Source organism: Arthrobacter sp. H-02-3, assembly GCF_003097355.1.
In the GTDB taxonomy this organism is placed as follows: Bacteria; Actinomycetota; Actinomycetes; order Actinomycetales; family Micrococcaceae; genus Arthrobacter; species Arthrobacter humicola.
The window spans coordinates 30,079-54,062 of record NZ_PYUI01000014.1; the positions used below are offsets into that span (position 1 = coordinate 30,079).

General features: G+C 64.4%; 18 protein-coding genes and 2 pseudogenes. 12 read left to right on the forward strand and 8 right to left on the reverse strand.

Annotated elements, in window-relative coordinates:
* Nucleotides 1-357: 357 nt before the first annotated feature.
* Complete coding sequence (locus tag C9424_RS13940; protein WP_116767410.1) at nucleotides 358-1,002, reverse strand: TetR family transcriptional regulator C-terminal domain-containing protein; 645 nt, start codon at nucleotides 1,000-1,002, stop codon at nucleotides 358-360.
* A 111-nt stretch (nucleotides 1,003-1,113) separates the two neighbouring features.
* On the opposite strand from C9424_RS13940, the gene C9424_RS13945 reads away from it, so the two are divergent.
* From C9424_RS13945 to C9424_RS13965, 5 genes are all read left to right on the forward strand, one after another.
* Nucleotides 1,114-2,664 (forward strand): APC family permease, encoded by a 1,551-nt coding sequence (locus C9424_RS13945; RefSeq protein ID WP_116767411.1) that lies wholly within the window; start codon nucleotides 1,114-1,116, stop codon nucleotides 2,662-2,664.
* A complete protein-coding gene (locus tag C9424_RS13950; protein WP_116767412.1) occupies nucleotides 2,665-3,576 on the forward strand; it encodes a carbon-nitrogen hydrolase family protein in 912 nt (303 codons plus the stop codon).
* 198 nt (nucleotides 3,577-3,774) lie between these two features.
* Complete coding sequence (locus tag C9424_RS13955; RefSeq protein WP_116767413.1) at nucleotides 3,775-5,412, forward strand: amidohydrolase; 1,638 nt, start codon at nucleotides 3,775-3,777, stop codon at nucleotides 5,410-5,412.
* A 543-nt stretch (nucleotides 5,413-5,955) separates the two neighbouring features.
* On the forward strand, nucleotides 5,956-9,222 hold the full coding sequence (locus tag C9424_RS13960) for an ATP-binding protein (protein WP_116767414.1): 3,267 nt from the start codon (nucleotides 5,956-5,958) through the stop codon (nucleotides 9,220-9,222).
* Nucleotides 9,223-9,297: 75 nt separating this feature from the next.
* Nucleotides 9,298-10,704, forward strand: coding sequence for an FAD-binding oxidoreductase (locus C9424_RS13965; protein ID WP_116767415.1), 1,407 nt, complete (start codon nucleotides 9,298-9,300; stop codon nucleotides 10,702-10,704).
* Nucleotides 10,705-11,131: 427 nt separating this feature from the next.
* Here the strand turns inward: C9424_RS13965 and ppk2 are convergent, their stop codons facing one another.
* Nucleotides 11,132-12,064: a polyphosphate kinase 2 gene (gene ppk2 / locus C9424_RS13970; RefSeq protein WP_116767416.1), complete on the reverse strand. Its 933-nt coding sequence runs from the start codon at nucleotides 12,062-12,064 to the stop codon at nucleotides 11,132-11,134.
* A gap of 801 nt (nucleotides 12,065-12,865) precedes the next feature.
* On the opposite strand from ppk2, the gene C9424_RS13975 reads away from it, so the two are divergent.
* Nucleotides 12,866-13,192: a hypothetical protein gene (locus C9424_RS13975; protein WP_116767417.1), complete on the forward strand. Its 327-nt coding sequence runs from the start codon at nucleotides 12,866-12,868 to the stop codon at nucleotides 13,190-13,192.
* A 352-nt stretch (nucleotides 13,193-13,544) separates the two neighbouring features.
* Here C9424_RS13975 and C9424_RS21305 read toward each other — a convergent pair whose 3' ends face one another.
* A complete protein-coding gene (locus C9424_RS21305) occupies nucleotides 13,545-13,973 on the reverse strand; it encodes a substrate-binding domain-containing protein (protein WP_133247522.1) in 429 nt (142 codons plus the stop codon).
* Nucleotides 13,974-14,010: 37 nt separating this feature from the next.
* Here C9424_RS21305 and C9424_RS13980 point away from each other — a divergent pair, with 37 nt between their 5' ends.
* Both C9424_RS13980 and C9424_RS13985 read left to right on the forward strand, forming a co-directional pair.
* Nucleotides 14,011-15,009: an NADP-dependent oxidoreductase gene (locus C9424_RS13980; RefSeq protein WP_116767418.1), complete on the forward strand. Its 999-nt coding sequence runs from the start codon at nucleotides 14,011-14,013 to the stop codon at nucleotides 15,007-15,009.
* Nucleotides 15,010-15,057: 48 nt separating this feature from the next.
* On the forward strand, nucleotides 15,058-15,924 hold the full coding sequence (locus C9424_RS13985; protein WP_116767419.1) for an alpha/beta fold hydrolase: 867 nt from the start codon (nucleotides 15,058-15,060) through the stop codon (nucleotides 15,922-15,924).
* Nucleotides 15,925-16,277: 353 nt separating this feature from the next.
* On the opposite strand, the gene C9424_RS13990 is transcribed toward C9424_RS13985, so the two are convergent.
* On the reverse strand, nucleotides 16,278-16,991 hold the full coding sequence (locus tag C9424_RS13990; protein WP_116767420.1) for an SDR family oxidoreductase: 714 nt from the start codon (nucleotides 16,989-16,991) through the stop codon (nucleotides 16,278-16,280).
* Nucleotides 16,992-17,058: 67 nt separating this feature from the next.
* Nucleotides 17,059-18,137, reverse strand: a pseudogene (locus C9424_RS13995) (alkene reductase).
* Between the two features lie 164 nt (nucleotides 18,138-18,301).
* Between C9424_RS13995 and C9424_RS14000 the strand changes: the two are divergent.
* A complete protein-coding gene (locus C9424_RS14000; RefSeq protein WP_116767421.1) occupies nucleotides 18,302-18,904 on the forward strand; it encodes a TetR/AcrR family transcriptional regulator in 603 nt (200 codons plus the stop codon).
* A gap of 187 nt (nucleotides 18,905-19,091) precedes the next feature.
* On the opposite strand, the gene C9424_RS22220 is transcribed toward C9424_RS14000, so the two are convergent.
* The 3 genes and pseudogenes from C9424_RS22220 to C9424_RS22225 form a co-directional block, all read right to left on the reverse strand.
* Nucleotides 19,092-19,343 carry an alpha-L-rhamnosidase C-terminal domain-containing protein gene (locus C9424_RS22220; RefSeq protein WP_442862042.1) on the reverse strand — a complete coding sequence of 84 codons (252 nt, stop codon included), beginning with the start codon at nucleotides 19,341-19,343 and terminating at the stop codon, nucleotides 19,092-19,094.
* Between the two features lie 36 nt (nucleotides 19,344-19,379).
* A complete protein-coding gene (locus C9424_RS14005; RefSeq protein WP_442862044.1) occupies nucleotides 19,380-20,171 on the reverse strand; it encodes a substrate-binding domain-containing protein in 792 nt (263 codons plus the stop codon).
* A gap of 57 nt (nucleotides 20,172-20,228) precedes the next feature.
* Nucleotides 20,229-20,336: pseudogene (locus tag C9424_RS22225) on the reverse strand (LacI family DNA-binding transcriptional regulator); the annotation flags it as partial.
* 293 nt (nucleotides 20,337-20,629) lie between these two features.
* Between C9424_RS22225 and C9424_RS14010 the strand changes: the two are divergent.
* The 3 genes from C9424_RS14010 to C9424_RS14020 all read left to right on the forward strand — a co-directional run bounded on the left by C9424_RS14010 (nucleotide 20,630) and on the right by C9424_RS14020 (nucleotide 23,928).
* Nucleotides 20,630-21,991, forward strand: coding sequence for an ABC transporter substrate-binding protein (locus C9424_RS14010; RefSeq protein WP_237563462.1), 1,362 nt, complete (start codon nucleotides 20,630-20,632; stop codon nucleotides 21,989-21,991).
* Between the two features lie 81 nt (nucleotides 21,992-22,072).
* A complete protein-coding gene (locus C9424_RS14015) occupies nucleotides 22,073-23,044 on the forward strand; it encodes a carbohydrate ABC transporter permease (RefSeq protein ID WP_116767423.1) in 972 nt (323 codons plus the stop codon).
* A 44-nt stretch (nucleotides 23,045-23,088) separates the two neighbouring features.
* Nucleotides 23,089-23,928: a carbohydrate ABC transporter permease gene (locus tag C9424_RS14020; RefSeq protein WP_237563463.1), complete on the forward strand. Its 840-nt coding sequence runs from the start codon at nucleotides 23,089-23,091 to the stop codon at nucleotides 23,926-23,928.
* The last annotated feature ends 56 nt before the right edge of the window (nucleotides 23,929-23,984 follow it).

The following is a 23,984-nucleotide window of genomic DNA, read 5'->3' on the forward strand; positions in this document are numbered from 1 at the left end:
TGGCCCCAGACCGGTCCTCGCTGTCCCGCAAACGCTAGGTGGAGTCTTGTTGGCGGGACCGAACCCGCGCCTGGTTGGTGAACCTGTGTCCGTCGCCAAGGGCCAGTAAATGGACAAGAAGATGATCGCCGCTGAGCGGGCTGGTGGTGAACGGTGCAGCCCCGACAACCCCATTGGCAGGGCGCGAACGGCACCTCCAGCAAATTCCGGGCCGATCACCCGCATTGGCATTAGATGCATCCTTGGACGGGGCGGTGGATGCCTGGAAGCCCGTGGCGGCGACTGAAGGGGCCTTCGTCTCATTCACCAGCGATGGGACGAAGTTCGACTGCTTGTGCCGGCGACCCGATCCGGCTGCTATTGGCCGGGATGGGAGAAGGTAAGGCTTGCGATGTGGTCGAGGAGCGTGTCGCGGTCGAGGCCCAGAAGGGCCGAGGCGAGACTGGCGACCAGATCAAGCACGTCCTCGCTGCTGGCGGTGCCGGCCAGTACATCCATGACCAGGCCGTCCTCCTGGGCCACCAAAGTCCGCGCAATCTTGGCAGGTTCCAGGACCGGAAAGAACTCACCGGCCCGCATCCCATCGACGATGATTCGTTCATACGTCGCTTGCTGGGTACGGGTGAGTTCCGCTTGGATCCGTCGGTGTTCCAGGTCCCGGAGCGAATGGGTCCAGTATTCGTAGAGTATCCGGGACGCGTCGTCGTCCAGCCCCGCAGTGGTGCCTGCGCTGATGACGGCGGCGAGCCTGACGGTGGGACTCATGGCGGGGTCCGCCGCCTCCGCCAGACGCGCGAGGAACCGGTCGGATGAGGCCTGGACGGCCGCAGCGGTGATCTCCGCAAGGCTTCCGTAGTAATACAGGACCGCGTTGGCGGCCATGCCCGCCTCCGCCGCAATCGCCCGCAGTGTCGCAGCCTCCGCGCCGTCCCGGGCCGCAACGGCCTGTGCTGCTGCCGCAATCTCCCTGCGGCGCACCTCCCTCTTGCTGAGATCTGCCATTGCCATTCCTCCCCCGGGCCCGATGCCTATTGACAACGAGTCTAGACCCGTATTGAATGGCATTCAAATTTGAATGTGATTCAAATAACTTTGATTCGATGAGGAGTCTCCGTGTCACATCCCCTTCCACCCCCCGCCGCTCCACCCGCCACCCTTCCGGCCGCCACTGCGAGCAAGGGACTGAAGGCCGGCTCGATCGGCATCGGCCCCACCGTGGCGCTGGGCCTAGCCGCCGTGGCCCCCGCGTACAGCCTGGCCGTCACCCTGGGTTTCGTTGTCCTGGCGGTCGGGTCAAGCACTCCCGCCGCATTCCTTCTGGGCTTCGTGCCTATCCTTTTCACGGCCTTCGCATTCCGGGACCTCAATCGGGAAATGCCAGACTGCGGCGGGGTTTTCGTGTGGATCTCACGGGTCTTCGGCCCGTGGTCGGGCTGGTTCTTCGGAGGCTGGGTCCCCCAGATTGCCACCTTCATCTCCAGCGCGGCCCTGGCACAGGTTGCCACGACGTATCTTCTGACCTTTCTGGGGCTTGGCTGGGCCGCCTCGCAACCGGTCATCGTCGCGGCCATCGCGTGCGGGCTGATCGCCATGAGCGGCGTCGTGGCGGCGCGGGGAATCGAACTCTCCGCTTGGCTTCAATACGCGCTCATTGCCTTGCAACTGGTTGCCCTGGGCGGTTTCTGCATTGGGGCCTTTACCGCCATGGCCGCCGGCACCGCGGCGGCGGGCGCCGAGCAGCCACGGCTGGACTGGTTCAACCCCTTTGCCTCCGGAGATCTCTCCGGCCTGGTCCACGGCGTCATCCTGTGCCTGTTCATCTACTGGGGCTGGGACGCGCTGATAGCGGTCAATGAGGAAACAACCGACCGCAAGGGAACACCCGGGCGGGCCGTGGTCATCACGACGGTGATCCTGCTGTTCTTTTACGTCGTGACCGCGACGGCAGCCGTCGGATTTGCCGGAACCGCCGGCATCACGGATCCCGCAACCGTCTCGGACGTCCTGTCCGTGCTCGGCCCCCAAGCCACCGGCGGCCTCTTCGGGCAGGTCATCATCCTCGCCGTGGGCACCTCGGCATTGGCGGCGCTGATGACCGTCGCGATCAGCAACCCCCGGTCCTGGCTCAGCATGGGCACGTACGGCGCGCTGCCCGCCGCCACCACGAAGATGCATCCCTCCAGGGGGACACCCACCACGTCAATCATCTGGTGGGCGCTCCTCAGCATTGCCGTAACGGTCGTCCTGACAGCGATCAGCGCCGACTTCATCGGCCTGGCCATTCTCTCCGTCGGCCTGATGATCGCCGCCTACTACGCCGCGACGGCGCTGGCCTGCGTGGTGTACTTCGCTCCCCAGATGCGCACCTCTGCCTCCGCCCTTGTGGTCAAGGGCATCCTCCCGGGCATGGGCGCCCTCCTGATGACTGGAGCCTTTGCGTACACCGCCGTCGACATGCTGTCCCCCGACTACGCCGGCCTCTCCTGGCTCGGCATCGGAAGCGTGTTCTGGATCGGCATCGGCGCCCTCGCCCTCGGCGTCCTGGTCATCGCCATCATCCGGCCCGGTCTCCGGCCCTACTTTGCCGGACAAACCATCCCCCGCGGAACCTTCTCCACCCGACACGAACTGCCATCCATCCTGAGCAGCGAAACCGAGGCATAAATGCGCGTCCTGTCCATTGCAGCAATCCAGACCAAACCCGTACCCTACGACGTCGAAGCAACCTGGCAACGCTTCGCCGCCCAGGCCGAAACGGCCAAGGACCTTGGCCCCGAGGTCGACATCATCGTCGCCCCCGAACTTCTGCTCGCAGCGCCCGGAGAATTCCTGGTCCCGGACCCTGAGGCCGAAACCCGCTCCGCCGGGCCCATCCCCAGCGCGCTCACCGACCGGATCGCGGACCTGGCCCGCCGCCTGGGGGTCTGGCTCGTGCCCGGATCCCTGCTGGAAACCGACGGCGGGAACACCTACAACACGGCAATCGCCGTTTCCCCCGACGGCGAGATCGTGGCCCGGTACCGGAAGCTCTTTCCCTGGCGCCCCTTCGAAACGACGACGCCGGGCGACTCGTTCGTGACCTTCGACATCCCGGGCCGGGGACGCGTAGGCCTCGCCATCTGCTTCGATGGAAGCTTTCCCGAGGTCGCTCGGCAACTGGCATGGCTCGGAGCCGAGGTCATCATCCAGCCCACCCTCACCACAACCCGGGACAGGGCGATGGAAATCGTGATGTCACAGGCCAACGCCTTCGCAAACCAGATCTACGTCGTCAACGTCAACGGCGCCGACCCGTCAGCCGTCGGGGAGAGCGTGATTGTGGACCCGGAGGGCACCATCATGCAGCAGGCCAGAGGAGGCGAGGAAATCCTCTTCGGCGTCCTGGACCTCGACCGGGTCACACAGGTCCGCCGCTACGGAACCCACGGCATCAATCGGCCCTGGGCTCAGCTCCACGACCAGGAAGGAATCCTCGCCTTCCCCATGTACGGCGGCGCACATTTCCAGCCCCCGGCGTGGAGCACCCCGGACCCGGACGGTTCACGCGTGAACCAGCTCAGCCCCTCAACGGCCTGACCGCTTTTCCACGGCCGCGCCCCACCACCACGACGAGTGCGTACCTCCGGTCCCGGAGGTACGCCCTCGTTGCCAGAAACGACCATCGCCGGCACGATCTCATCCGCACCCGCCAGCTGTCGGCCGCTATCAAGCGGTGTGACCCTTGCCGCCAACGTTCTAGGCGCGTGCGCAACATTCAAGATCAGGGGAAGTCTGATGCCCAATAACCTCAAATCCGCGGACACTGTCATCGTTAATGCCAGGGTGCACACCCTCGATGCACGACAACCATCTGTTAGCACAATCGCCATCGCGAACGGCAGGATCCTCGCCTCTGGCGGCAACCATCTTCTTGGTGAGCACCGGGGTCCACGAACACGAGTGCACGATGCCAAGGGCCAAACCATCACGCCGGGACTCATCGACGGGCACATCCACCCCATCCAGGGTTCGGAAATCACGGTCGGCGTCGATTTCGGTCCAGTGTCAACGTTCGAGGGCTTCCTCGCCGTCCTGCGCACCGAAGCACTTCGAGTGCTTTCGGAGGATTCGAAGGGGTGGGTCCGCGGATGGAACCTTGATTACGGCGTCTTTGAAGGCAGGCGAATATCCGCTGACCTGATTGAGGAGTCGGTCTACGGCCTCCCGACGTACATTCTGCTCTTTGACCTTCACACCGCACTGGCGAGCAAAAAAGCTCTGAGACTGAGTGGCATCACGGGAGGTCGCCGGTTTTGCGACAATTCAGAGATAGTTGTTGACGACGCCGGGAACCCCACCGGGGAATTGCGGGAAGCCACCGCCTACGACTTGGTTGGAGCCGTCGCGCCGGCTCTTTCTGCAGCGCAGGCCGTTGAGAGGGCCCGGGAGCTGATCTCCTGCTTGTCGAGAACCGGGATTACCTCAGGAACGATCATGGATGGTGACCTTGCTTCGCTCGATTTCATCGACGAGATCGATAGCACCGGATCGGGGCTGCCGGTCAGGCTGGTTTCCGCACTCGAGCATCGGCCCGGCCTGACTGCTGAAGAAGCCCGGCCCTACTTCCTGTCAAGGGATCGACGGGGTCGCCGTTGGCGCGGGGGGCTCGTGAAACTCTTCCTGGATGGTGTTATCGATACGGGAACCGGCTGGCTCTATGAACCGGACACGTTGGGCGGCGGACTGAGATCATTCTGGCCCGATCCGGCTGAGTATGCGGCAACCGTCAAACAATATGGCGACGCAGGATTTCAGATCGCGACGCACGCTATCGGTGATCGTGCCATTGGTGCTGCGATAGACGCATACGTCTCGGCCGGCGTGCGGTCCCGGCGGGGAGCCCCGCACCGGATTGAGCATCTGGAGTGCCTTGCGGACAGGGACCTCGCACGCCTGTCCACGGCAGGAATCACCGCATCGATGCAGCCCCTGCACATGCAATGGCGAAAGCCGGACGGATCCGACTCATGGTCCAGCCGCCTGGGGGCCGAGCGATCCAAACGGGCCTGGAGGATCCGTGACGTCATAGATTCAGGTGCTCCCGTCGCGTTGGGCTCGGATTGGCCGGTGGCTCAATACGACGCACGCATCGGCATGGCATGGGCCCGCCTGCGTCGCATCCCGGGCCAGACCGATGCGCCTGTCTTTGAATCTTCACAAAGGTTGACGGCGCTCGAAGCGCTCAAGGGCTTCTCGGTCTGGGCCGCCGAGGCCCAAGGAGACTATGACCAGGGAACCATCCGGCCCGGGAACAAGGCCGATCTCGCGATATGGGCCGACGATCCCCTTCTGGTTTCCGCCGACGACCTCATTGACCTCCCGATCGAATCGACCTGGGTGGATGGAGAAAGTGTCTTCAGCCGCCAAGAATAGGCCGACGCCACCGCCCTATGGTGCCGCCAACAACCACTGACGGACCCTCTTTTTGCGCTCCATCCCAGCCCGACACCACAGGCGTTCACCCTGACCTGACAGGACGCGCTGCGAACCAATCCCTAACCTGCGCGGTACCGCAAGTCCCCACGGTTATGCCCGCCGCGGACTCAATGAGCTCCGCAGATCAGTGAGGTTGCCCTAGCGAGCCTTGAACCTCGCGCGCTCCTGGAAGAACAGCACGGGCTTGCCGTCCGAGTTGGCATAGGCGGGGCCCCAGAGAGCAGCTTCGGGGCCAGCGACGGTGCGACCCCATGACGATCGCGTGAATGCGCTCAGCGTTTGTCTTGACAAACTTTCCCAGGTTGTCTCATCACAGTCGACCCAAACTGCTGAATCGAGCCGGATGGGGGCGATTGGCTGCTGTGGTTCTGGTGGTTTGCTTGCTGGTGATGGGCCGCTCACAGAGTGCGCCAAGGCAGCAAGTGTGTGGGAAATTTCTTTGTTCGACAACGCCGGTTGGCGAGCGGATACTGAAGAACCATGAAGCCTACCCAATGCGGGTTGCGCATCCAGCTTCTCGGCTCGTTCATCGTGTACGTCAACGGGAACGCCGTCGAGAACAGCCACTGGCGGCTGCAGAAGGCAAAGGCCGTGGTGGCGATGCTGGCGCTGGCGCGTGGTCAGCGTGGCCGTCGCGAGCAGGTACTGGACCACCTGTGGCCTGACATGGAGCCGGTGGCCGCCGCACGGAATCTGCATCAGACCCTGTACGTCGCTCGCCGTACGCTCGCTGGGGCTGGAGCAGGCCGCGACGGGCTGCTCGCCATCCGCGGTGAAGTGGTCGTGCTGGATGACACGGGCCCGGTCGATGTCGATGTCCTGCAGTTTGAGCGTTCGGCCGTGGCAGCGTTGGCTACAGGTGTCGAGGCAAGCCTGCGCGATGCGGCCGACTTGTACAGTGGTGATCTTCTGCCGGATCTGCCGGATGCGGATTGGCTGACGACACGCCGCGATGAGCTCCGGGAAATCCATCGCGAGGTACTGGTGAAGCTGGCGTCCACGGTCGCGCAGCGCGCACCGGAGGAAGCGTTGGTCATCCTCACCCATGTCCTCGAATCCGATCCCCTCCACGAGGGAGCCGTGCGCGCGCAGATGGTGGTGCTGGCTGGAATGGGCCGGCGGTCGGAAGCATTGGCACGATATGAGCGGCTGGTCGACGAACTCCTCGACGCGTTCGGGACCGACCCGGACACCCGGACAATGGGACTGTTTCGCGAGTTGTTGACCGGCTCGCCGCCCGAGGAGCGCCTCCACCAGCCCGCCGGCGTGACCGGCGAAGACGATGCCATCGGTTATCTGCCATCCCCGTTGACAAGCTTCATCGGGCGCGAGCGTGAGCTCGTTGACGTCGAGCGGCTGATGGGCCATGCTCGCCTGCTCACCCTCACCGGGGCAGGCGGCAGCGGCAAGACCAGGCTGGCCTTGGAGGCCGCGAAGACAGTTCGTCCTGAGTACGTGGATGGAGTCTGGTTCGTCGACCTCGCGGCCGTTGGGGAGTCGCTGCTGGTGGCCGATGCCGTAGCCGAGGTCCTCGGGTTGGATTCCGGCGCGGCACCAAGCCGCGTGCAAGCGCTGGTCGACCAACTGCGGCGACGCTCGCTGCTCCTCGTGCTGGACAACTGCGAACACCTGCTCGCGGCCTGTGCGCAACTCGTCGTCGTGCTGCTTGACGGATGCCCTGGGGTTAAAGTGCTGGCCACCAGCCGGGAGCCACTCCATGCCGACGGGGAGTACACCTACCGGGTGCCGTCATTGCCCCTGCCCTCGGCCATGCGGACCGACGCTCTCGACCTGGCCGTGCTGGGCCGTCTGCCCTCTGTCCGGCTTTTCGTTGAGCGGGCAGCGCAGGTCCGGCCGGGTTTCGCGCTCGATGCCGACAATGCGCAGGGGGTGACAGAGTTGTGCCGACGGCTCGACGGGATGCCGCTGGCCCTGGAATTGGCCGCGGCCAGAACCGCCGTACTCGAACCCGCCGAGATCGTCCAGAGATTGGGCGATGCTTTGTCCATGCTCGGCGGGGGAACCAGCGGCGTCACGCGGCACCAGACGCTGCGTGGCACCTTGGAATGGAGCCACGAACTGCTCACCAAACCGGAGCAGGTTCTGCTGCGCCGGCTGTCTGTGTTCGCGGGTGGTTTCACCCTCGACGCTGTGGTATCGGTCTGCGCTGACGCGCCCCTCCAGCAAATCGAACTGCTCGACCTGTTGGCCAAGTTGGTGGACAAGTCTTTGGTGGTCGCGGAAAGGAGGGGCGCCGGGACCCGATACCGGCAATTGGAGACGGTCCGCCAGTTTGGCCACGAGAATCTCGATCATGCAGGTGAGGCCGCTCAACTGGCGGCTGCGCATTGCGCCTACTTCCTTGCCGTCGCCGAATCCCACAATCCCGAACGGGCCACCGGGGTGGTCATCGAACAGCCGAAGGTGCTCGACCGCGAGCACGACAACCTGCGCGCTGCGTTGCGCTGGTCATGCGCCCACGAGCCCGAGACCGCGCTCCGGCTCGCCGCCAGCCTGTGGCGGTTCTGGTTCGTCCGCGGTCACGCGGTCGAGGGAGCACGGTGGGTCGAGCGTGCCTTGGCGGTGGCTCCCGACTCGACCCGGCCTCGGGCGGCCGCTCTGATCGGCCTGACCGGGCTGGACAGCCGGCAGGGCCGCAGCGATCGGCATCGGGCGCTCGGCGCGGAGGCCCTGGCAATTATGCGGGAGATCGGCAACCCCGACGAGGTGGCGATGGCCCGGCTCATTGAGACCTCGCTCGCCTGGAGCACTTTCGACCTGGACGAGGCCGAACAGCTGGCAGCCGACGTCCACACCGAGGCAGTCGAGGGTGGCAGACCCGAACATGCCGCTGCCAGCAGTTGGCTGCTCGGCCAGTGCGCGTTGTCCCGGGAGGACGGACCACTCGCAGCCCGTCACCTAAACACCTGCCTGAGCGAACTCGCACAGTCTGAGACCAGCACTCCACCCTTCCTGCCGGTGATCACGCCCAGCCTGCAACTGGTCCCGATCGCCGGACGGTTGGTCCCCTGCGTCGAGGAGACCCTGCTGTTGGGCCGGCGGGTTGGCGTCATCCAAGCCAAAGGCTACGTGCTGTCCGCGATCGGCTACGCGGCCAGGCTTTCGATGGACACGCAGTCTGCGATATCCGTCATCACCGATGCAGCCGAACATTTCGCCGAGTTAGGAGATGACCTGGCTAAGGCGCAAACACTTCACCAACTTGGCTGCATTCTGCGCGACTGTGGCGACCACAGCGCGGCCGATGAGGCCCTGTCCTTGGCGCGGGAGCTTCGGCTCGGCCTGGGCGACCGGCGCGGCGAGCTGCTGACGGAGATTAATATCGCCCTGCTCCGCGCCATGGGTGGTGATATCGCCCGCGGCCTGACAGACGCTCGGCGTTGCCTTTCGGGGTTCGAGTCCGCGGGAGATCAGGTGGGGATGGGCGCCACGCTGACCATTCTCGGTGCCGCCGAACTGATCTCCGGGGAGGTCCGGGCAGCGCGGGAAATGTACAGGCTGGCAGCGGAAAGGCTCGACCCGTGGCGGCGACACACTGGCTGGCAACGGTTGATGGTGGCAGAGCTATCCAACGAGCTCGGCGACCCGCATCGGGCGGCCCGCGAAATTGACAGGGCTGGAGCGATTTTCGACCGAACGAGATGCGTCATAGCCGGTCAGCGGCTGGCCGCACTGCGAAGGCGGGGCCCGGATGATGATGTTGAGACGGCGTTGAGTTCTCGTTGAGGACGGTTCACTAGCGTTATTCCTGGATCTGGCAAATGGATCTGACAAACCAACAGCAATCAGGAGGAACGCATCGTGACAACGACGCAGACTGGGCCGACCCGCATCGGCGAGGCCACCATCGCCGAGTTCGCCGCCGGCCTGCGCGGCAAGGTCGTCCGGCCAGGGGACGCGGACTACGACCGCGAACGCAGCATCTGGAACGGGGCGCACGACCGCCGCCCGACGCTCATCGCACGCTGTGCGGGTGTGGCAGATGTGATCCGCACGGTCGATCTCGCGCGCAGCGAGGGGTTGCCGTTGTCGGTTCGCGGCGGTGGCCATTCGATCCCCGGGTTTTCCACCGTCGACGACGGTATCGTGCTGGACCTTTCGCTGATGAAGGGGGTCCAGGTAGACCCTGCCCGCCGCCGCGTGGCGGCACAGGCAGGGTGTACCTGGAAAGACGTGGATGCAGAGACCCAGCAATTCGGGCTTGCGGTGACCGGTGGCCTGGTGTCCTCGACCGGCATCGCCGGCTTCACCACCGGCGGCGGCATCGGCTGGCTCGTGCGCAAGCACGGGCTGGCCAGCGACAACATGGTCGGCGCCGACGTCGTCACCGCTGACGGGCAGTTTATTCACGCCAGTGCCGACGAGCACCCCGATTTGTTCTGGGGACTGCGCGGCGGCGGCGGCAATTTCGGTGTGGTGACGTCCTTCGACTATCAATTGCACGAAGTGGGGCCCATCGTCCTTTCCGGCCTGGTTTTCTACCCCGCAGAAGAAGCGGAGCAGGTGTTGCACGGCTATCGGGCGGCCTGCGCGGCGGCCCCCGATGAGCTGACCACGCTGGTCAACATGACCACGGCACCGCCGGTCCCGTTCCTGCCAGAATCGGTGCACGGCAAGCCAGTCATCGCTGTGGGAGGGTGCTGGTCCGGCGATCTCGATGCCGGCGAGGCCGCCACCGCGCCCTTCCGGTCATTGGGCACGGTCATCGCCGATGTGTTCGGGGCCAACCCGTACGCGGGGTGGCAACAGGCGCTCGATCCGCTGTACCCGCGGGGCGTGCACAACTATTTCCGCTCGGCATTTCTTCGCGCCGCCGACGACGCGTCCGTGCGCGTGCTGTTGGACTCGTTTGCCGCATTTCCCAACGCCATGACGGAGATTCACCTGCACCACCTTGGCGGCGCGGTCGGCCGGGTTCCGGCCGAAGCAACGGCCTTTGCACTCCGCGACCAGGAATTCGTCATCAATGTTATTGCGCGCACGCCGACGGCGGAAGGCTTCGCGGATGTCGTCGAATGGGCCCGGGGTGTGACGTCCGCGCTCGGTCCGGATGTGGCGGCCTACGTGAATTTCACAGGTGAAGCGAATACGGCGCTCGTCCGGGCGTCGTACCCGGCGGACACATACCGGCGGCTCGTGGAACTGAAGAACGAATACGACCCCACCAATCTATTCCGGTTGAACCAGAACATCGCCCCCACGGTGTGACAGCACTGCCTGCGTGAGACGTGGATGATCGACCGAGGATCGGGAAGCAACCTGACAACCCGCGCCAGAGGCACCTCGCTTCCCCCGGGCAACTGACCGGTAACGCCGCCGTAGCGGAGGTCTTGTTATCGCTCAATTTCTCAATCATCAAAAGGTGCCAATTTCACCAACATTGACACGGCGGATGGGCCCGCGGCACCCAGCAAACCCCTAACCTGAAGTTGCGTGAGTTGAGGCAGGAAGATCCCCGGGTTTCCGGGGATCTTCCTGCCGGTCTCGTGGGAAGCAGGCAAGGAGCGAGCCACAAGGCAGCAACGGCAGGTAACTCACTCCGGTCTGGACAACGTGCGCGCCGCCCGGTCGTTATGCGGGCGATGTTTGGGAGCCTCGCAAACGCTATGCGGGTTCCCACAAATAGCTGGCCGGCTCAGTCGCCGACGGCCTCGCGGCCGCGTCGCACGATGAGCGGGTCGGCGTCGTGGACCACCGAGGTGTCTTTGCCGTCGTAGTCGAACTGGTTGAGGAAGAAGCGCATGGCGTTGATCCGCCCCCGCTTCTTGTCGTTGGACTTGATCGTGATCCACGGAGCATGGTCCGTGTCGGTGCGCAGGAACGTCTCCTGCTTGGCCGCCGTGTACTCCTCCCACCGGTCCAGAGAAGCCAGGTCCATCGGCGAGAGCTTCCAGCGCCGCACGGGATCGATCTGCCGGATCGCGAAGCGGGTGCGCTGCTCATGCCGGGTCACCGAGAACCAGAACTTGGTCAGGTGAATGCCGGAGTCCACCAGCATCCTCTCGAAGAGAGGTGCCTGAACCATGAACGTCTCGTACTCCTCTTCCGAGCAGAATGCCATGACCCGTTCGACATTCGCCCGGTTGTACCAGGAGCGGTCAAACATCACGATCTCCCCCGCCGAGGGCAGGTGCTGGATGTAGCGCTGGAAATACCACTGGCCCTGTTCACGGTCGGAGGGTTTGGCCAGCGCCACCGCCCGGGCCGAGCGGGGATTCAAGTGCTCGGTGAAGCGCTTGATCGTTCCGCCCTTGCCGGCCGCATCCCGGCCCTCGAAGACGATCACATGCCGGTGCTCCTGGTCCTGGCCCCAGTACTGGAATTTCAGCAGCTCAACCTGCAGCCGGTATTTCTCCAGCTCGTAGTCCTCACGGGACATCCGTTCCTCGTAAGGGTAGCCCTCCCGCCACGTCTCCACGGCCGAACCGCCGGGATCGATCAGTTCCGGGTCCTCGCCCTGTCCGCCGCGCACCGAGTAACCGAGCTCAACGAGATGGTCTATGGCGTGGCGCAGATTGTCCCTGACCCACGATTGGTCCCCTGGTGTCCACTGCGCGGCCTGCGACATCCGGCTCTCCTTCCGGTCTCGACCAACCGTGACGGCATTCTAACAGGGCGACCCGTCGAGCCGAAGGACACCGCCGGAACACCTTGTCTTCGGTTTGCGCAGAGAACACCGCGTGATGCCGGCGACTTGTCCGCGGAGGCAACCCGCACGGCAAACGGGCACGCCGTTCCCGGCACCGTGTCCGGAAGGGATGCCAGCGAGGGCCGGCGCCTCCTGCGCCCCTGGAAGCCATGGCGAGGCGGATCGTCTGGTAGCCGCCAGGGCCGCGGTCCACGGTTCAGCGATCAGCATCATCCCGTCAAACACCGGGTCGGCGTCAATCAAACTCGAAGAACGCCGACAGCATGTCGACCCTTTCCGAGGCTCGGGCCGTCCGACGCCGGGAATCACCGACGACGGCGACCGGAGCCCTGACTTCCGGTCAATCGCGCCGCCCAGCACCATTGATACCCACGGCTGAGGATGCGCCAGAGCATTCCCATGGCCGATTCGGCCATGACCGTCAAGAACAAGACGCAACAACCCGATCCGCGGGCCAGGGTGCGCACAATGTACACACCCTAATTTCGCCGTCCCAACTCCCCTCCACCCGACTACCGCCCCCACATCGCAGGGGCGCCGCTTGCCTTTTAGTACCGACAAAAATCGGCTGTCTGGAAGTAGGCATGATCGCCCTGCGTGTGGGCATGCGCCAGCACTGTTGCGCCCCACCTCAGGGATGGTGTTGTTATCCAAGTCACATTGCGTCTATCGTTGTCGGGGGCCACAGCGTGGTGGCCCCGATTTAGAGCGGAGAACTTTGTGAACGAGAAGCTTCGGGTGCTGGTCCGCGTGGACCTCGACGGCGCCAAGGCCCACGTCAGGGTCCAGGGCCACGTGACGGTTCAGAGCGTCCATGGCCTGTATGACGTGGTCAAGCGCGCCAGCTCACTCGCCTCCGGACTGGCGCTGGAACTCGACGTGACCCGTGCACAAATTGAACCCGACGCCATGGGAGAGCTTCACGCGTGCGCAAAGTCGCATCACCTGCCGGTGCACGTCGACCCGCTTCAGCAGGACTATCGGATCAGCATCCTGACGCCGGACCACGCGACGTCCGCGGCCCCATCACTAGCCCTGGCAGCCTGACAAGCCCGCACCAGCTGCCGCAACAAGCCCCGCGGTAGCTCACAACCCGGTTCCGCGGGCCTGAATCCTCCACGCACGCAGCGCGCCTATCGCTAGCATGCGACGTGAGCAACGGGACGATACGCCTACAGATCGTCGCCGCCGCGCAGGAGATACAAAGACCCTAAATCAATGCGTCTCCCGATAAATACGTGGGATACGCACGAACGCTTGACTGACGTCGTGACATGAGCCCTTGCGGAGTCAGACTCGAGTGGCCACCTGGTACCGATATCCACCGCAGGGCAAGGAATTCTGGAACCACGACCGGCGCCAGCCGCCAGGGCGGTGCTCGCCGAAGCACCTCGACAGACTAGGCGCTCCTGTTTCCTTGAGCGAATGAAGGCCACGGTCCTGCGGTGGTCTTCCGCGAAACTAGGGCTGGCTGAATCACCATGTGCACCGGCTCTGTCCAGCCGGCCGCGACGCCCATGTCGAGGCGGGAGTGTTCGACTGTGGTCATGGAGATTGGCGCCAGGGAGCTAATAAAGATGTTGTCGAAACCCGCCACCGAAAGCTTGTCGGGAACACGGACATTTGCATCGTCTATGCGGTCTTCAACAATTATGCGCCCCCGGAAGAGCGCATTCAGGTCCGGCCATTCAACGGCCGCGAGGGCGAAGGGACGCTTGACTGGAGAAACACCCTGTCGCGCGTCCTCGGGAACATTTAGATGAACGCGCGCACCTAACGGCCCTACTTGACAATGTTTCTGAGTATGCTCACTATTGAGTAAGCTCACTTTTATCCTTTCGCACGTCATAGAGGAGCAGCACGCCATGAGGGCATTCGTCGTCACCAAGTACAAGGAGCCGCTGCGCGCAGCAGACGTCCCTGAGCCGACCGTCGGCGACCGCGATGTGCTGGTCCAGGTCCAGGCAGCTGGCCTCAACCAATTGGACGAAAAGATCCGCCTGGGTGAGTTCAAGCAGATCCTCCCGTACAAGCTCGAGCTGATCCTCGGCAACGATGTCGCCGGCACAGTGATCCGTGTCGGGGCGAAGGTGCGCGGATTCAAGCCCGGTGACGAGGTCTACGCCCGCCCCGACAAAGACCGCATCGGCACGTTCGCCGAGCGCATCGCCATCACCGAGGCCGATCTGGCACTGAAACCCGCATCGATCAGCATGGAGGAGGCCGGCTCGCTGCCGCTGGTTGCACTTACGGCGTGGCAGGCCCTCGTTGAGCAAGGCAACGTGCGGCCGGGGCAGAAAGTTCTCATTCACGCCGGGGCCGGCGGGGTCGGGTCGATCGCGATCCAACTCGCCAGGCACCTCGGCGCCACCGTCGCGACCACTGCAAGCGCCTCCAACGCCGACTTCGTGCGCGACCTCGGCGCGGACACGGTGATCGACTACCGTACGCAGGACTTCGAGCAGGTCCTCGCCGGGTACGATCTGGTGCTCGACAGCCTCGGCGGGGAGAACCTCGTGAAGTCACTGCGCATCCTGAAGCCCGGCGGGAAGGCGATCGGAATCGCCGGTCCGCCGGACCCGGCGTTCGCGCGCAAAGCCAGCCTGAACCCTGTGCTGCGCCTGGCCATCGCGGGGCTCAGCAGCAGGATCCGGCGGCAGGCGAAGAAGCTCGGCGTCAGCTACGAGTTCCTCTTCATGCGTGCCAGCGGAGACCAGTTGCGCCAGATCACCGCCCTGGTTGACGACGGCGTGCTGCGCCCGGTCGTGGGACAGGTCTTCGACTTCGCCCAGACCCCACAGGCGCTCGAGTCGCTGGCCAAGGGCGGCCTCCGCGGCAAAGCCGTCGTCACCCTTCCCTCCTGAGCCACCGGCAGCCAGACCCCTCACAGACCACCCAGGAGAACAACCAGCATGAGCAGCACCGACACCCCGAACGGCTCCGTCGACACCTCGTACGCGAAGGCGGCCACACGCACCATCACCGCCGGTGGCGTCACCTACGCCTACCGGGAGCTGGGGCCCAAGGCCGGCATCCCCGTCGTGTTCTTCGTGCACCTTGCCGCGACCCTGGACAACTGGGACCCCCGCATCATCGAGCCCATCGCGAAGAACCGCCACGTCATCACCTTCGACCAACGCGGTGTCGGGGCCTCCACCGGAAAGGTTCCCGACAGCATCGAGGCGATGGCCGATGACGCCTATACCTTCATCAAGGCCCTCGGGTTCGACACGATCGACATCTTCTCCTTCTCAATGGGCAGCATGATCGCCCAGGACCTGGTTCTCAAGCATCCCGACCTTGTCCGCAAGCTCGTGCTGGCCGGTACCGGGCCGCGGGGCGGCAAGGACATCGACAAGGTGGTCAGCACGACCTACTGGGACCTCCTTCGCGCGACCCTGACGCGCGCGGACCCGAAGGAGTTCCTGTTCTTTAACCGCAACGCCACCGGCAAGCGGGCCGCGAAGGCGTTCATCAAGCGCCTGCAGGAGCGCACGGTCGACCGCGACAAGCCGATCAGCACCAAAGCCTTCCAGACGCAGCTGAAGGCAATCCAGAAGTTCGGCCGCTCCGCGCCGTCGGACCTGTCGAAGCTCACTCATCCCACCCTCATCGCCAACGGCGACAACGACCGCATGGTGCCGTCGATCCTGTCCGAGGACCTGCACCGGCGCATCAAGGGATCCGAGCTGATCATCTACCCCGACTCGGGCCACGGCGGCATCTTCCAATTCCATGACAGGTTCTCCCCCGTCGCCGTAGAATTCCTCGCCCACTGAACAGCACGCACCTGACAGGATCCCGCTAACAGAGCAGAGAGGCACCGTGGCTCTGCCCGCCCGTGAATACGGGCGGGCAGAGCCATTGGCGTGAGGCCTCGTCGCGCTGGCCAGCTCGAACAGGGGCCGCACAAACGCGTCAGCAGGGTGATCAAAAGTATCGCCACCCCTGACGCGGCCTCTGGCTGGTGGCTGCCCCGGGATGTCAGGCCAACCCCGGATCCACCGTCGTTCAGACACTCCCCACCCGTTCTGTCGTCTCTTGTTGGGGGCATCGTGGACCGCGGCATCCTCTGGCAGGTGTGGTGCCACCGCGCCCACTTTTGGTGAACGCGGTGGCGCCGGATGTTCGCTTATGCGTTCGTGTCCACCAACTGCGGGTAGACCGCTTCGAGGGGGGCGCTGAGTCCGGCCTTGAGCTGGACTGACGTGTCGTCGGCGAGGACTTCGTACTCCCCTGCCTCGGTGGCGTCGAACACGGTGCGCACCAGCACGGCCGGGTCGAGCTTCGAGCTGGTGGCGTGCGCGGCCATCGCGGTGTCGACGTATGCGACGTGGACGCCGACGACGTGCACGCCGGCGGGGGCGAGTTCGAGGCGGAGGGAGTTGGTCGCTGACCAGAGGGCGGCTTTGGTGGCGCTGTAGATGCCGGCGACGGCGTACCAGCTCAGGGCCGAGTGGATGTCGATGATCGTCGCTTCGTCCTTCGCCGACAGGACCGGAGCGAACGCGCGGGCGACGAAGAGAGGTCCGAGGAAGTTCGTCTCGACGCTCCGGCGGATCTCCTCGTCCGTGTGGGTGAGGATCCCGGCACTGGGAACCGACGCGCCGGCGTTGTTGATCAGCACGGTCACGTCCGGTGCCGCCTCGACCGCTGCCTGGATCGAGGCGGAGTCGGTGACGTCCAGGGCGAGTGGAACGATGCGTTCGTCGTTCCAAGTGCGGGGGGTGCGGGCGGAGGCATAAACCTTTGCAGCTCCCCGGGCGAGGGCTTCGTGCACGAACTGCGTGCCGATTCCGCCGTTGGCTCCCGTGATGAGGACGACTGCTCCGTTGAGTGATGGCATGGCTTTTTCTTCTTTCTGAGGGGTGTGGGTTGGGTGAGGTCGGTGGCGGACGGCCCGCGGCAGACGATTAGGCGTGTGCCAGGGCCGGGTAGTCGGTGTACCCGGCCGCGCCGCCGCCGTACAGGGTGCCCGGGTCCAGCTCGTTCAGCGGTGCGCCGGTGCGCAGGCGCTGAACAATGTCGGGGTTCGCCAGGGCGAATCGGCCCAGCGGCGCGATGTCCGCGAGCCCGGCGTCGATGTCGTCGGCGATCTGCTCGCGTTCGCGCCCATACCGGACGACGAGGATGGCAGCAGGCCACGTGTCGCGGAAGGACCGAAGCAGTTCGTCGTCACCGAGGTGATGTACGTGCAGGTACGCAAGGTCCAGGGTGGCGAGTTCGCCGACCAGGTGGCGGTACTGTGTCCGGACGTCCGCGGGGTCCCCTTCGTTGATTCCGCCCAGCGGGAACGCCGGTGAAATGCGGATGCCGGTCCGCTCTGCCCCGATCTCCTCGGCCACCGCGCGGGCGACCGCGACGACGAACCGGGACCGGTTCTCCACCGATCCGCCGTATTCGTCCGTGCGGTGATTCGAGTTCGGCGAGAGAAACTGGTGCAGCAGGTACCCGTTCGCGCCGTGGATCTCCACGCCGTCCGCTCCCGCTGCAATAGCGGAGGCTGCGGCGTGGCGGAACCCGGCGATGGTGGCCTGGATGTCGTTGGCGCTCAACTCACGCGGCACCGGCGTCTTCTGCGGGCCCGTTGGAGTGAACATGTCCTGATCAGCCGAGATCGCCGACGGCCTACAGGCCGGCGGTGGTGCGGGGTGTTATCCGGGTGCGACATGCGGCCGACGTGCATCAGTTGGATGAACAGCGCTCCGCCGCCGGCATGCACCGTGTCGGCGATCTTTCGCCATCCCTCGATGTGTTCGGGAGTGTAGATGCCGGGGGTGTTCAAATAGCCCTGGCCGTCCTCGGACGGCTGTGTGCCCTCGGTGATGATCAGCCCGAGCGAGGCGCGCTGGCCATAGTACTCCGCGGCCAGTTCCCCGGGGGTGCCGTCCGGGTTCGCACGGCTTCGGGTCAGCGGGGCCAAGGCAAGCCGGTGGGAAAGTTCCACCCCGCCGAGAGTGAATGGCTGCCAGAGCGTAGATGACGTGGTCATGAGTGCATAGTCCTTTGCGTTGATGGGTAATCGGCCATTACCACCCGGGCGGATCGTTGTAGCCCGCCAACGGCGTGGGAGAATTAGCGAAGAGTTCAACCCGTTACAGTAATGACTATACTCATAACTGAGTGCAGTCAGAATATATTCCCGGAGGATCCATCATGTCTCTCGCCTCCCAGCCGGTCGGACGGCGTGAGCGGAACAAGCAACAAAAGCTGGACCGCATCACCGCGGCAGCCAGCGAGCTGTTCGCCGAGCACGGCATCGAGGATGTCACGACCCAGCAGATCGCCGACAAGGCGGACATCGGCACCGGGACCCTGTTTCTCTACGCCAAGTCCAAAGGTGAACTCCTGCTGCTCGTGCAGAACGCACACTACGCCGAAGCACTCCAGCGGGGTCGGGCGGATGCCGAAACCATATCGGATGTCCTCAATGCGGTGATGGCCATCGTCCAGCCGATCGTGGAATGCAACCGCATCCAGGTCGACAACGGACGCACTTACCTGCGGGAGATGGTCTTCGGCGATCCCGAGGAGCCTCGACACAGCGAAGCTCTGTCCATCGTCGCGCAGACCGAGGAGGCCACCGCTGCCGTCCTGGGCAGGCACGAGCAGGCCGGTGCGGGTGATGCCGCAACGATGGCCCGCATCGTCACCGCGATCATGTTCCTCAGCATGGCGGCGAGCGTGAACGCCGCCTTGAGCATCGACGATATTGTTCGGGACATCCGGGCCCAGGTCGGCGTGCTGCTGTCTCGCTGACGCCGTCGGCAAGGCAGTCTCCGGGCGCTTGCCGGCTTAAGGGCCCCCTCTGCGGAACAGCGACCCGACGCCGGCCCGGGCGGTCCGCCCGAACAGCAAGCGCTCGCACCGACGTCCGGATTTCCGCCGGCCGCCTGCGGTCGTGGATCGGCAGGCACTATTCAGCAACGATCTTGTCGCCGGGCTACTACCCGACAAGTGCTGAAGCCAGCTTGTGGTTCCCGGGACCTGTAGTCGCATCGGGCATCCCGGGCAGGCGGAGCGCTGGGGTGGATCCATCCGGAACATCCGCGTGGACCGTGAGGTCTTCGCCGTCCAGTTGCCAACGGACTATGGCCAGCCCGTACGGGGTGATCCGGTCAGCTTGTGCTCCGTGATGCCAACGCCAAGCTGCGGAGCGATGAGTGTTTGTGCTGCACGAGACCCAGCTGATCCTCACCGTGCTGCGCAGCGGCGATGACGCTCGTCGGGCTCGTCAGCAGCCACAGGAGCGGCGGATGATGAGCTCCGTGGGCAGGAGTTGGATCTTCCCGTCCGTGTCGTTGGGCGAGAGGGCTGCTTCGAGGACTGCATCGGCGATTCGGTTGATGGGCTGCCGGACGGTCGTGAGCTGGGGCCAGCTGAATTCGGATTCCGAGGTTCCGTCGAACGAGACGACGGCGATGTCATTTGGAATGGACAGGCCGGCTTCGTGGATGGCACGCAGTGCGCCTACTGCCAGCAGGTCGGAGCTAGCGAAGATGGCCGTGGGCAGCTTCGGCAGATCAAGCAGTCGACGGGTGGCTTCGTAGCCGCCCTGCCTGGTGAAGTCGGTGAATTCCGCGGGCCCCTCGGGCAGGCCTGCCTCGCGCAGCGCCTTCTTCCAGCCGTTGTGTCGTGGGTCCACGCGGGAGGGGTCGATGTCTTTGCCGACCAGAATGGCAATGTCCTTGTAGCCGTGGCCGATCAGGTGCTGCACGCCGATTGCGGCTCCCTGTTCAAAGTCGGTACTGATCGTGGGGATACCGTGCGCGGCGCTGGACTGGTCAATCAGGACCCTCCGAATTCCTTGGACCGGCATGGCGGCGACTTCGCTTGGGCTGAGTACGGTGGCGAGGATGATCGCGTCGACCTGGCGTGATACCAGGTTGAGGGTATTTTGGCGCTCGGTGTCGGCGTCCGTGCGGGAGTTGGCGGCCAGGAGTGCGTACCCGCGGGAGCCGGCCGCCTGAGCGATGGCGTCAGTGAGCTCAGCGAAATAGGGGTTGGTGCTGTCGGGGACGATCATCCCCAACAGCCGCGCGGAACCGATGGTCAGGGCGCGGGCGGTCGCGTTGGGCTGGTAATGGAGCGCCTTGATAGCTTCGCGCACCCGGGCCGCAGTTGTTGCCGCGACCGGCTTGGGTCCGCCGTTGATGACGTAGCTGACAACTGCCGTGCTGACCCCCGCATAGCGGGCAACATCGGTTCGCGTTACCCGTCCGGTTCCGGCCTGTACCTGCGGATTTGCCATGTAGACCACCTTCCACTCCCTTGTTCTCAGTAGTCTACCCGCGTTGACCGGCTTTCTTGCCGAACTTGACCCGCATTTCCTGGCCTCAATGAACCGCTTGCGGGACTGAGTCTACCCGGGTAGACTCACTTTTGAGCCCATGAGCAGTGATCCTCCTCACGTTTCTCGCCTGACGATATCCAGGCATTTTGCACGCATTCCAGAAAATCTCAGCTTCTCCGAAGGGATCAATGATGACCATTCCGAAATCACCGAGCGGGGCGCGGATCCTCGCCGCGGCTGCCGCTGTCTCTATCGCGGCCTTGGCGCTCACCGGCTGCGGCGGGCCGGGAACCAGCAGCACCGGCAGTACCGGAGCCGCCGTCACGGCTGGCTCGGGCGAGGGCACGATTAATGTTTGGGCGGTCGACGGCCAGGCGGCCGAGAACGACGCGTTGAAGAAGATTATCTCGAACTTCGAGAGCTCCCAGAGCAAGATCAAAGTGAATCTCAAACTCTTTCCCTCCGACCAGTACACCAAAGCCGTGAACTCTGCAGCGCCGGGTGATTTGCCGGATGTTCTTGACTTCGACGGGCCCACCTTGGCCAGCTTCGTGTACAACGGCAAGATGGCCCCGCTGAAAGGGTCCGTGTCCGACGCGACGCTGTCGAACCAGACCGACTCCATCAAATCGCAGAACACTGTCGATGATGCCGTCTACGGCGTCGGCATGATGAATGCCGGCCTTGCACTGTGGGGCAACAAGAAACTCCTGGACGCCGCCGGCGTTGCCTACCCCACCACTCCTGAAAAGGCCTGGACCGCTGACGAGTTCACGGGAGTCCTGGACAAGCTAGCCACGGTGGTTCCGGGCGGCAAGCCGCTGGATCTTTCGGAGCAGTACGGCTTTGCCGGCGAATGGGGAACCTGCTGTTCGGCGGGCCCGGTCATCTGGTCCGGCGGCGGCACCATGCTCAAGGACAACAAGGCATCCGGAGCGCTGGACTCAGATGCCAACGTGAAGTCCCTGACACAGTTCGCCAGCTGGAAGAAATACACTGACCCGAACGCAGACGGACTCGCCTTCACGAGCGGACGCGTCGCTTTGAGCTGGGTCGGACACTGGACCTACCCGACATACAAAGCCCTGGGCAGCGATCTCGTCTCCATCCCCCTGCCGAACTTCGGCAAGGGCACCAAGACCGCATCCGGAACCTTCGCCTGGGGCATGGGCGCCACCACCAAGAACGGCGCCGCGGCCGGGAAGTTCCTGGACTTCCTGATGACTGACCAGAGCGTCAGCACCTACACCGACGCCAATGGCGCCCCTCCCGCCACCAAGACCGCGCTGGCCGCATCCACTCTCTACGGCCCCGGAAAGCAGCTGCAGCTCCTCGGCGATCAGCTGAGCAAGGCCTGCGGCACCGAGGACCAGATCAGCGACACCTGCGTCAGCGTCACCCGGCCGGTGACGGCAGGCTACCCCGTCGTCACGGATCAGGTGGGCAAAGCCGAGGCAGCCATCTACGCGGGCAAGGACGCCAAAGCGGCCCTGAGCGCCGCCGCCCGCGCCATCGACCAAAACTTCGCCGATAACGACGGATACAAGAAATAGACCTCCGGCAGTCGTCCGGCCGCCGCATCCAAGGCGGCCGGCCGGGCCTCTCCGGACTCGCTCCCAGCGAAAGCCTCCATCATGACCACTCAAACTCGAACGCACCAGATCCAGGCCACCACGGTGCCGGCAAGGCGCCGGTCGGCCGCCGGTCTTTCCGGGCACCGGCTCGCGGGCCCGCTCTTCGCCAGCCCGGCCCTGCTCGGACTCGCTATCTTCCTTGTCGCACCTTTCGTACTCGCACTCGTGCTGTCCTTCTACCGGGTGCAGCTCAACAGCCCGCGTCCGGCGCGTTTCGTCGGATTCGAACAGTACACGCGCTTGTTCACTGATCCTGACCTGGCTGCAGCTTTCGGCCAGGCGCTGCTGAACAACTTCACATTCGCCCTCATCGTCGTACCTGTGCAGACCGTTTTGGCACTGGCACTGGCCGTCCTCGTCAACCGCAAACTGCGCGGCATGGTGATCTTCCGGACATTCATCTTCATGCCCCTGGTCTTCCCGCTGGCCTTGACAGCCGTGATCTGGCGGCTCATCTACTCCAGGGGAGACCAAGGACTCCTCAACGCCATCCTGGGTCTCTTCAGCGGCGGCTCATATACCGGCCACGACTGGCTCGGCGATCCCTCGACAGCACTCGGATCGATCATCGTCATGTCGATCTGGCAAAGCGTCAGCTTCCAGATGATCATCGTTCTCGCGGCGCTGCAAAGCGTACCGACCGAACTCTACGAGGCGGCATCGCTCGACCGTGCCAACAAATGGGCTCAATTCCTCAATGTCACGGTGCCTGGCATCAGAAACACCCTGATCTTCGTCGCTCTCATCACCACGATCTTCTCCTTCCGGCTCTTCGACCAGGTGTATCTCCTGAGCCGGTCCGGGAGCGTCGACCGCGCCTCGACCGAGACGGTGATGACCCAAATCATCAATACCGGCTTCGACAACAACAACGTGGGTCAGGCCGCCGCCATGACCGTCATATTCATGCTGATCATCACCGTGATCGCAATCATTCAACGCGCCGCGGTGCGCCAGCGAGGAGGCGTCTGATGACGATTTCAAAGAGTTTGAAGTCAGGGCGGCGGGGCGGCAGCATGAAACGCACACGACGTTGGCAAACCGCACTTCACTACCTGATATTGACCGCGGTCTCGCTGTTCTTCTTCCTGCCCGTCTACTACCTGATCGTCGGAAGCTTCCGCCCCTCCGCCGAGGTCCTCAGCGGTATCAGCGGCTTCGTCCCCACGAACCTGTCCTTCGACAACTACACAGGTGTCTTCGAGCACCTCAGTTCAGAGGCCACCGGGTACTTCGGACAGTTCGCGGCCGTCTCCATCATCGTTACCACCGTGGTCGTTGCCGGTAGCCTGGTCGTGAACTCGATGGCGGCCTACTCCTTCGCCCGGATGCAATGGAGGGGAAAAAAGGTCCTCTTCCTGCTGGTGATTGTCCTGACCATCATCCCGTTCGAAGCCGTCGCCCTGCCCCTGTACTTCATGTTCTCCAGCCAGCGTGACACCGTTTACATCCAGGCGATCCCGTTCATTGCCAACGCGTTCTCGATCTTCCTGTTCTACACCTTCTTCCTCGACGTCCCCGGCGAGATCGAAGAGGCAGCACGCCTTGACGGCGCCGGGCCATTCCGAACGTTCTTCCAGGTCGTGGTTCCCATCACCAAGCCGGCCTTTGCCACCGTCGCCATCCTGACCTTCCTGGCCCAGTGGGGCTCGTACCTGTGGCCGGTCCTCATGGTCTCGGACCCGACCGTGCGGCCGTTGCCGCTGGCAATCAGCATCTTCCAAAACCAGCAGCCACCCGAGTGGGGCCAGGTACTGGCCTTCGGAACGATGTTCATCGTCCCCGTCCTGGCGGTCTTCCTGATCTTCCAACGCTGGTTCGTCGCCAGCATCAGCAGCTCCGCAGTCAAGGGCTAGCGCTTCCCCACCGCGGCCCCGCCCGGGCGGGCCGCCACCAACAGAAAAGGTGATTT

Excerpts from the sequence above, each read along its gene's own strand:
- C9424_RS13940 (WP_116767410.1), bottom strand. The coding sequence starts at position 1,002 with ATGGCAGATCTCAGCAAGAGGGAGGTGCGCCGCAGGGAGATTGCGGCA.
- C9424_RS13950 (WP_116767412.1), top strand. The coding sequence starts at position 2,665 with ATGCGCGTCCTGTCCATTGCAGCAATCCAGACCAAACCCGTACCCTAC.
- C9424_RS13955 (WP_116767413.1), top strand. The coding sequence starts at position 3,775 with ATGCCCAATAACCTCAAATCCGCGGACACTGTCATCGTTAATGCCAGG.
- C9424_RS13960 (WP_116767414.1), top strand. The coding sequence starts at position 5,956 with ATGAAGCCTACCCAATGCGGGTTGCGCATCCAGCTTCTCGGCTCGTTC.
- ppk2 (WP_116767416.1), bottom strand. The coding sequence starts at position 12,064 with ATGTCGCAGGCCGCGCAGTGGACACCAGGGGACCAATCGTGGGTCAGG.
- C9424_RS13980 (WP_116767418.1), top strand. The coding sequence starts at position 14,011 with ATGAGGGCATTCGTCGTCACCAAGTACAAGGAGCCGCTGCGCGCAGCA.
- C9424_RS13985 (WP_116767419.1), top strand. The coding sequence starts at position 15,058 with ATGAGCAGCACCGACACCCCGAACGGCTCCGTCGACACCTCGTACGCG.
- C9424_RS13990 (WP_116767420.1), bottom strand. The coding sequence starts at position 16,991 with ATGCCATCACTCAACGGAGCAGTCGTCCTCATCACGGGAGCCAACGGC.
- C9424_RS14000 (WP_116767421.1), top strand. The coding sequence starts at position 18,302 with ATGTCTCTCGCCTCCCAGCCGGTCGGACGGCGTGAGCGGAACAAGCAA.
- C9424_RS14005 (WP_442862044.1), bottom strand. The coding sequence starts at position 20,171 with ATGATCGTCCCCGACAGCACCAACCCCTATTTCGCTGAGCTCACTGAC.
- C9424_RS14010 (WP_237563462.1), top strand. The coding sequence starts at position 20,630 with ATGACCATTCCGAAATCACCGAGCGGGGCGCGGATCCTCGCCGCGGCT.
- C9424_RS14015 (WP_116767423.1), top strand. The coding sequence starts at position 22,073 with ATGACCACTCAAACTCGAACGCACCAGATCCAGGCCACCACGGTGCCG.
- C9424_RS14020 (WP_237563463.1), top strand. The coding sequence starts at position 23,089 with ATGAAACGCACACGACGTTGGCAAACCGCACTTCACTACCTGATATTG.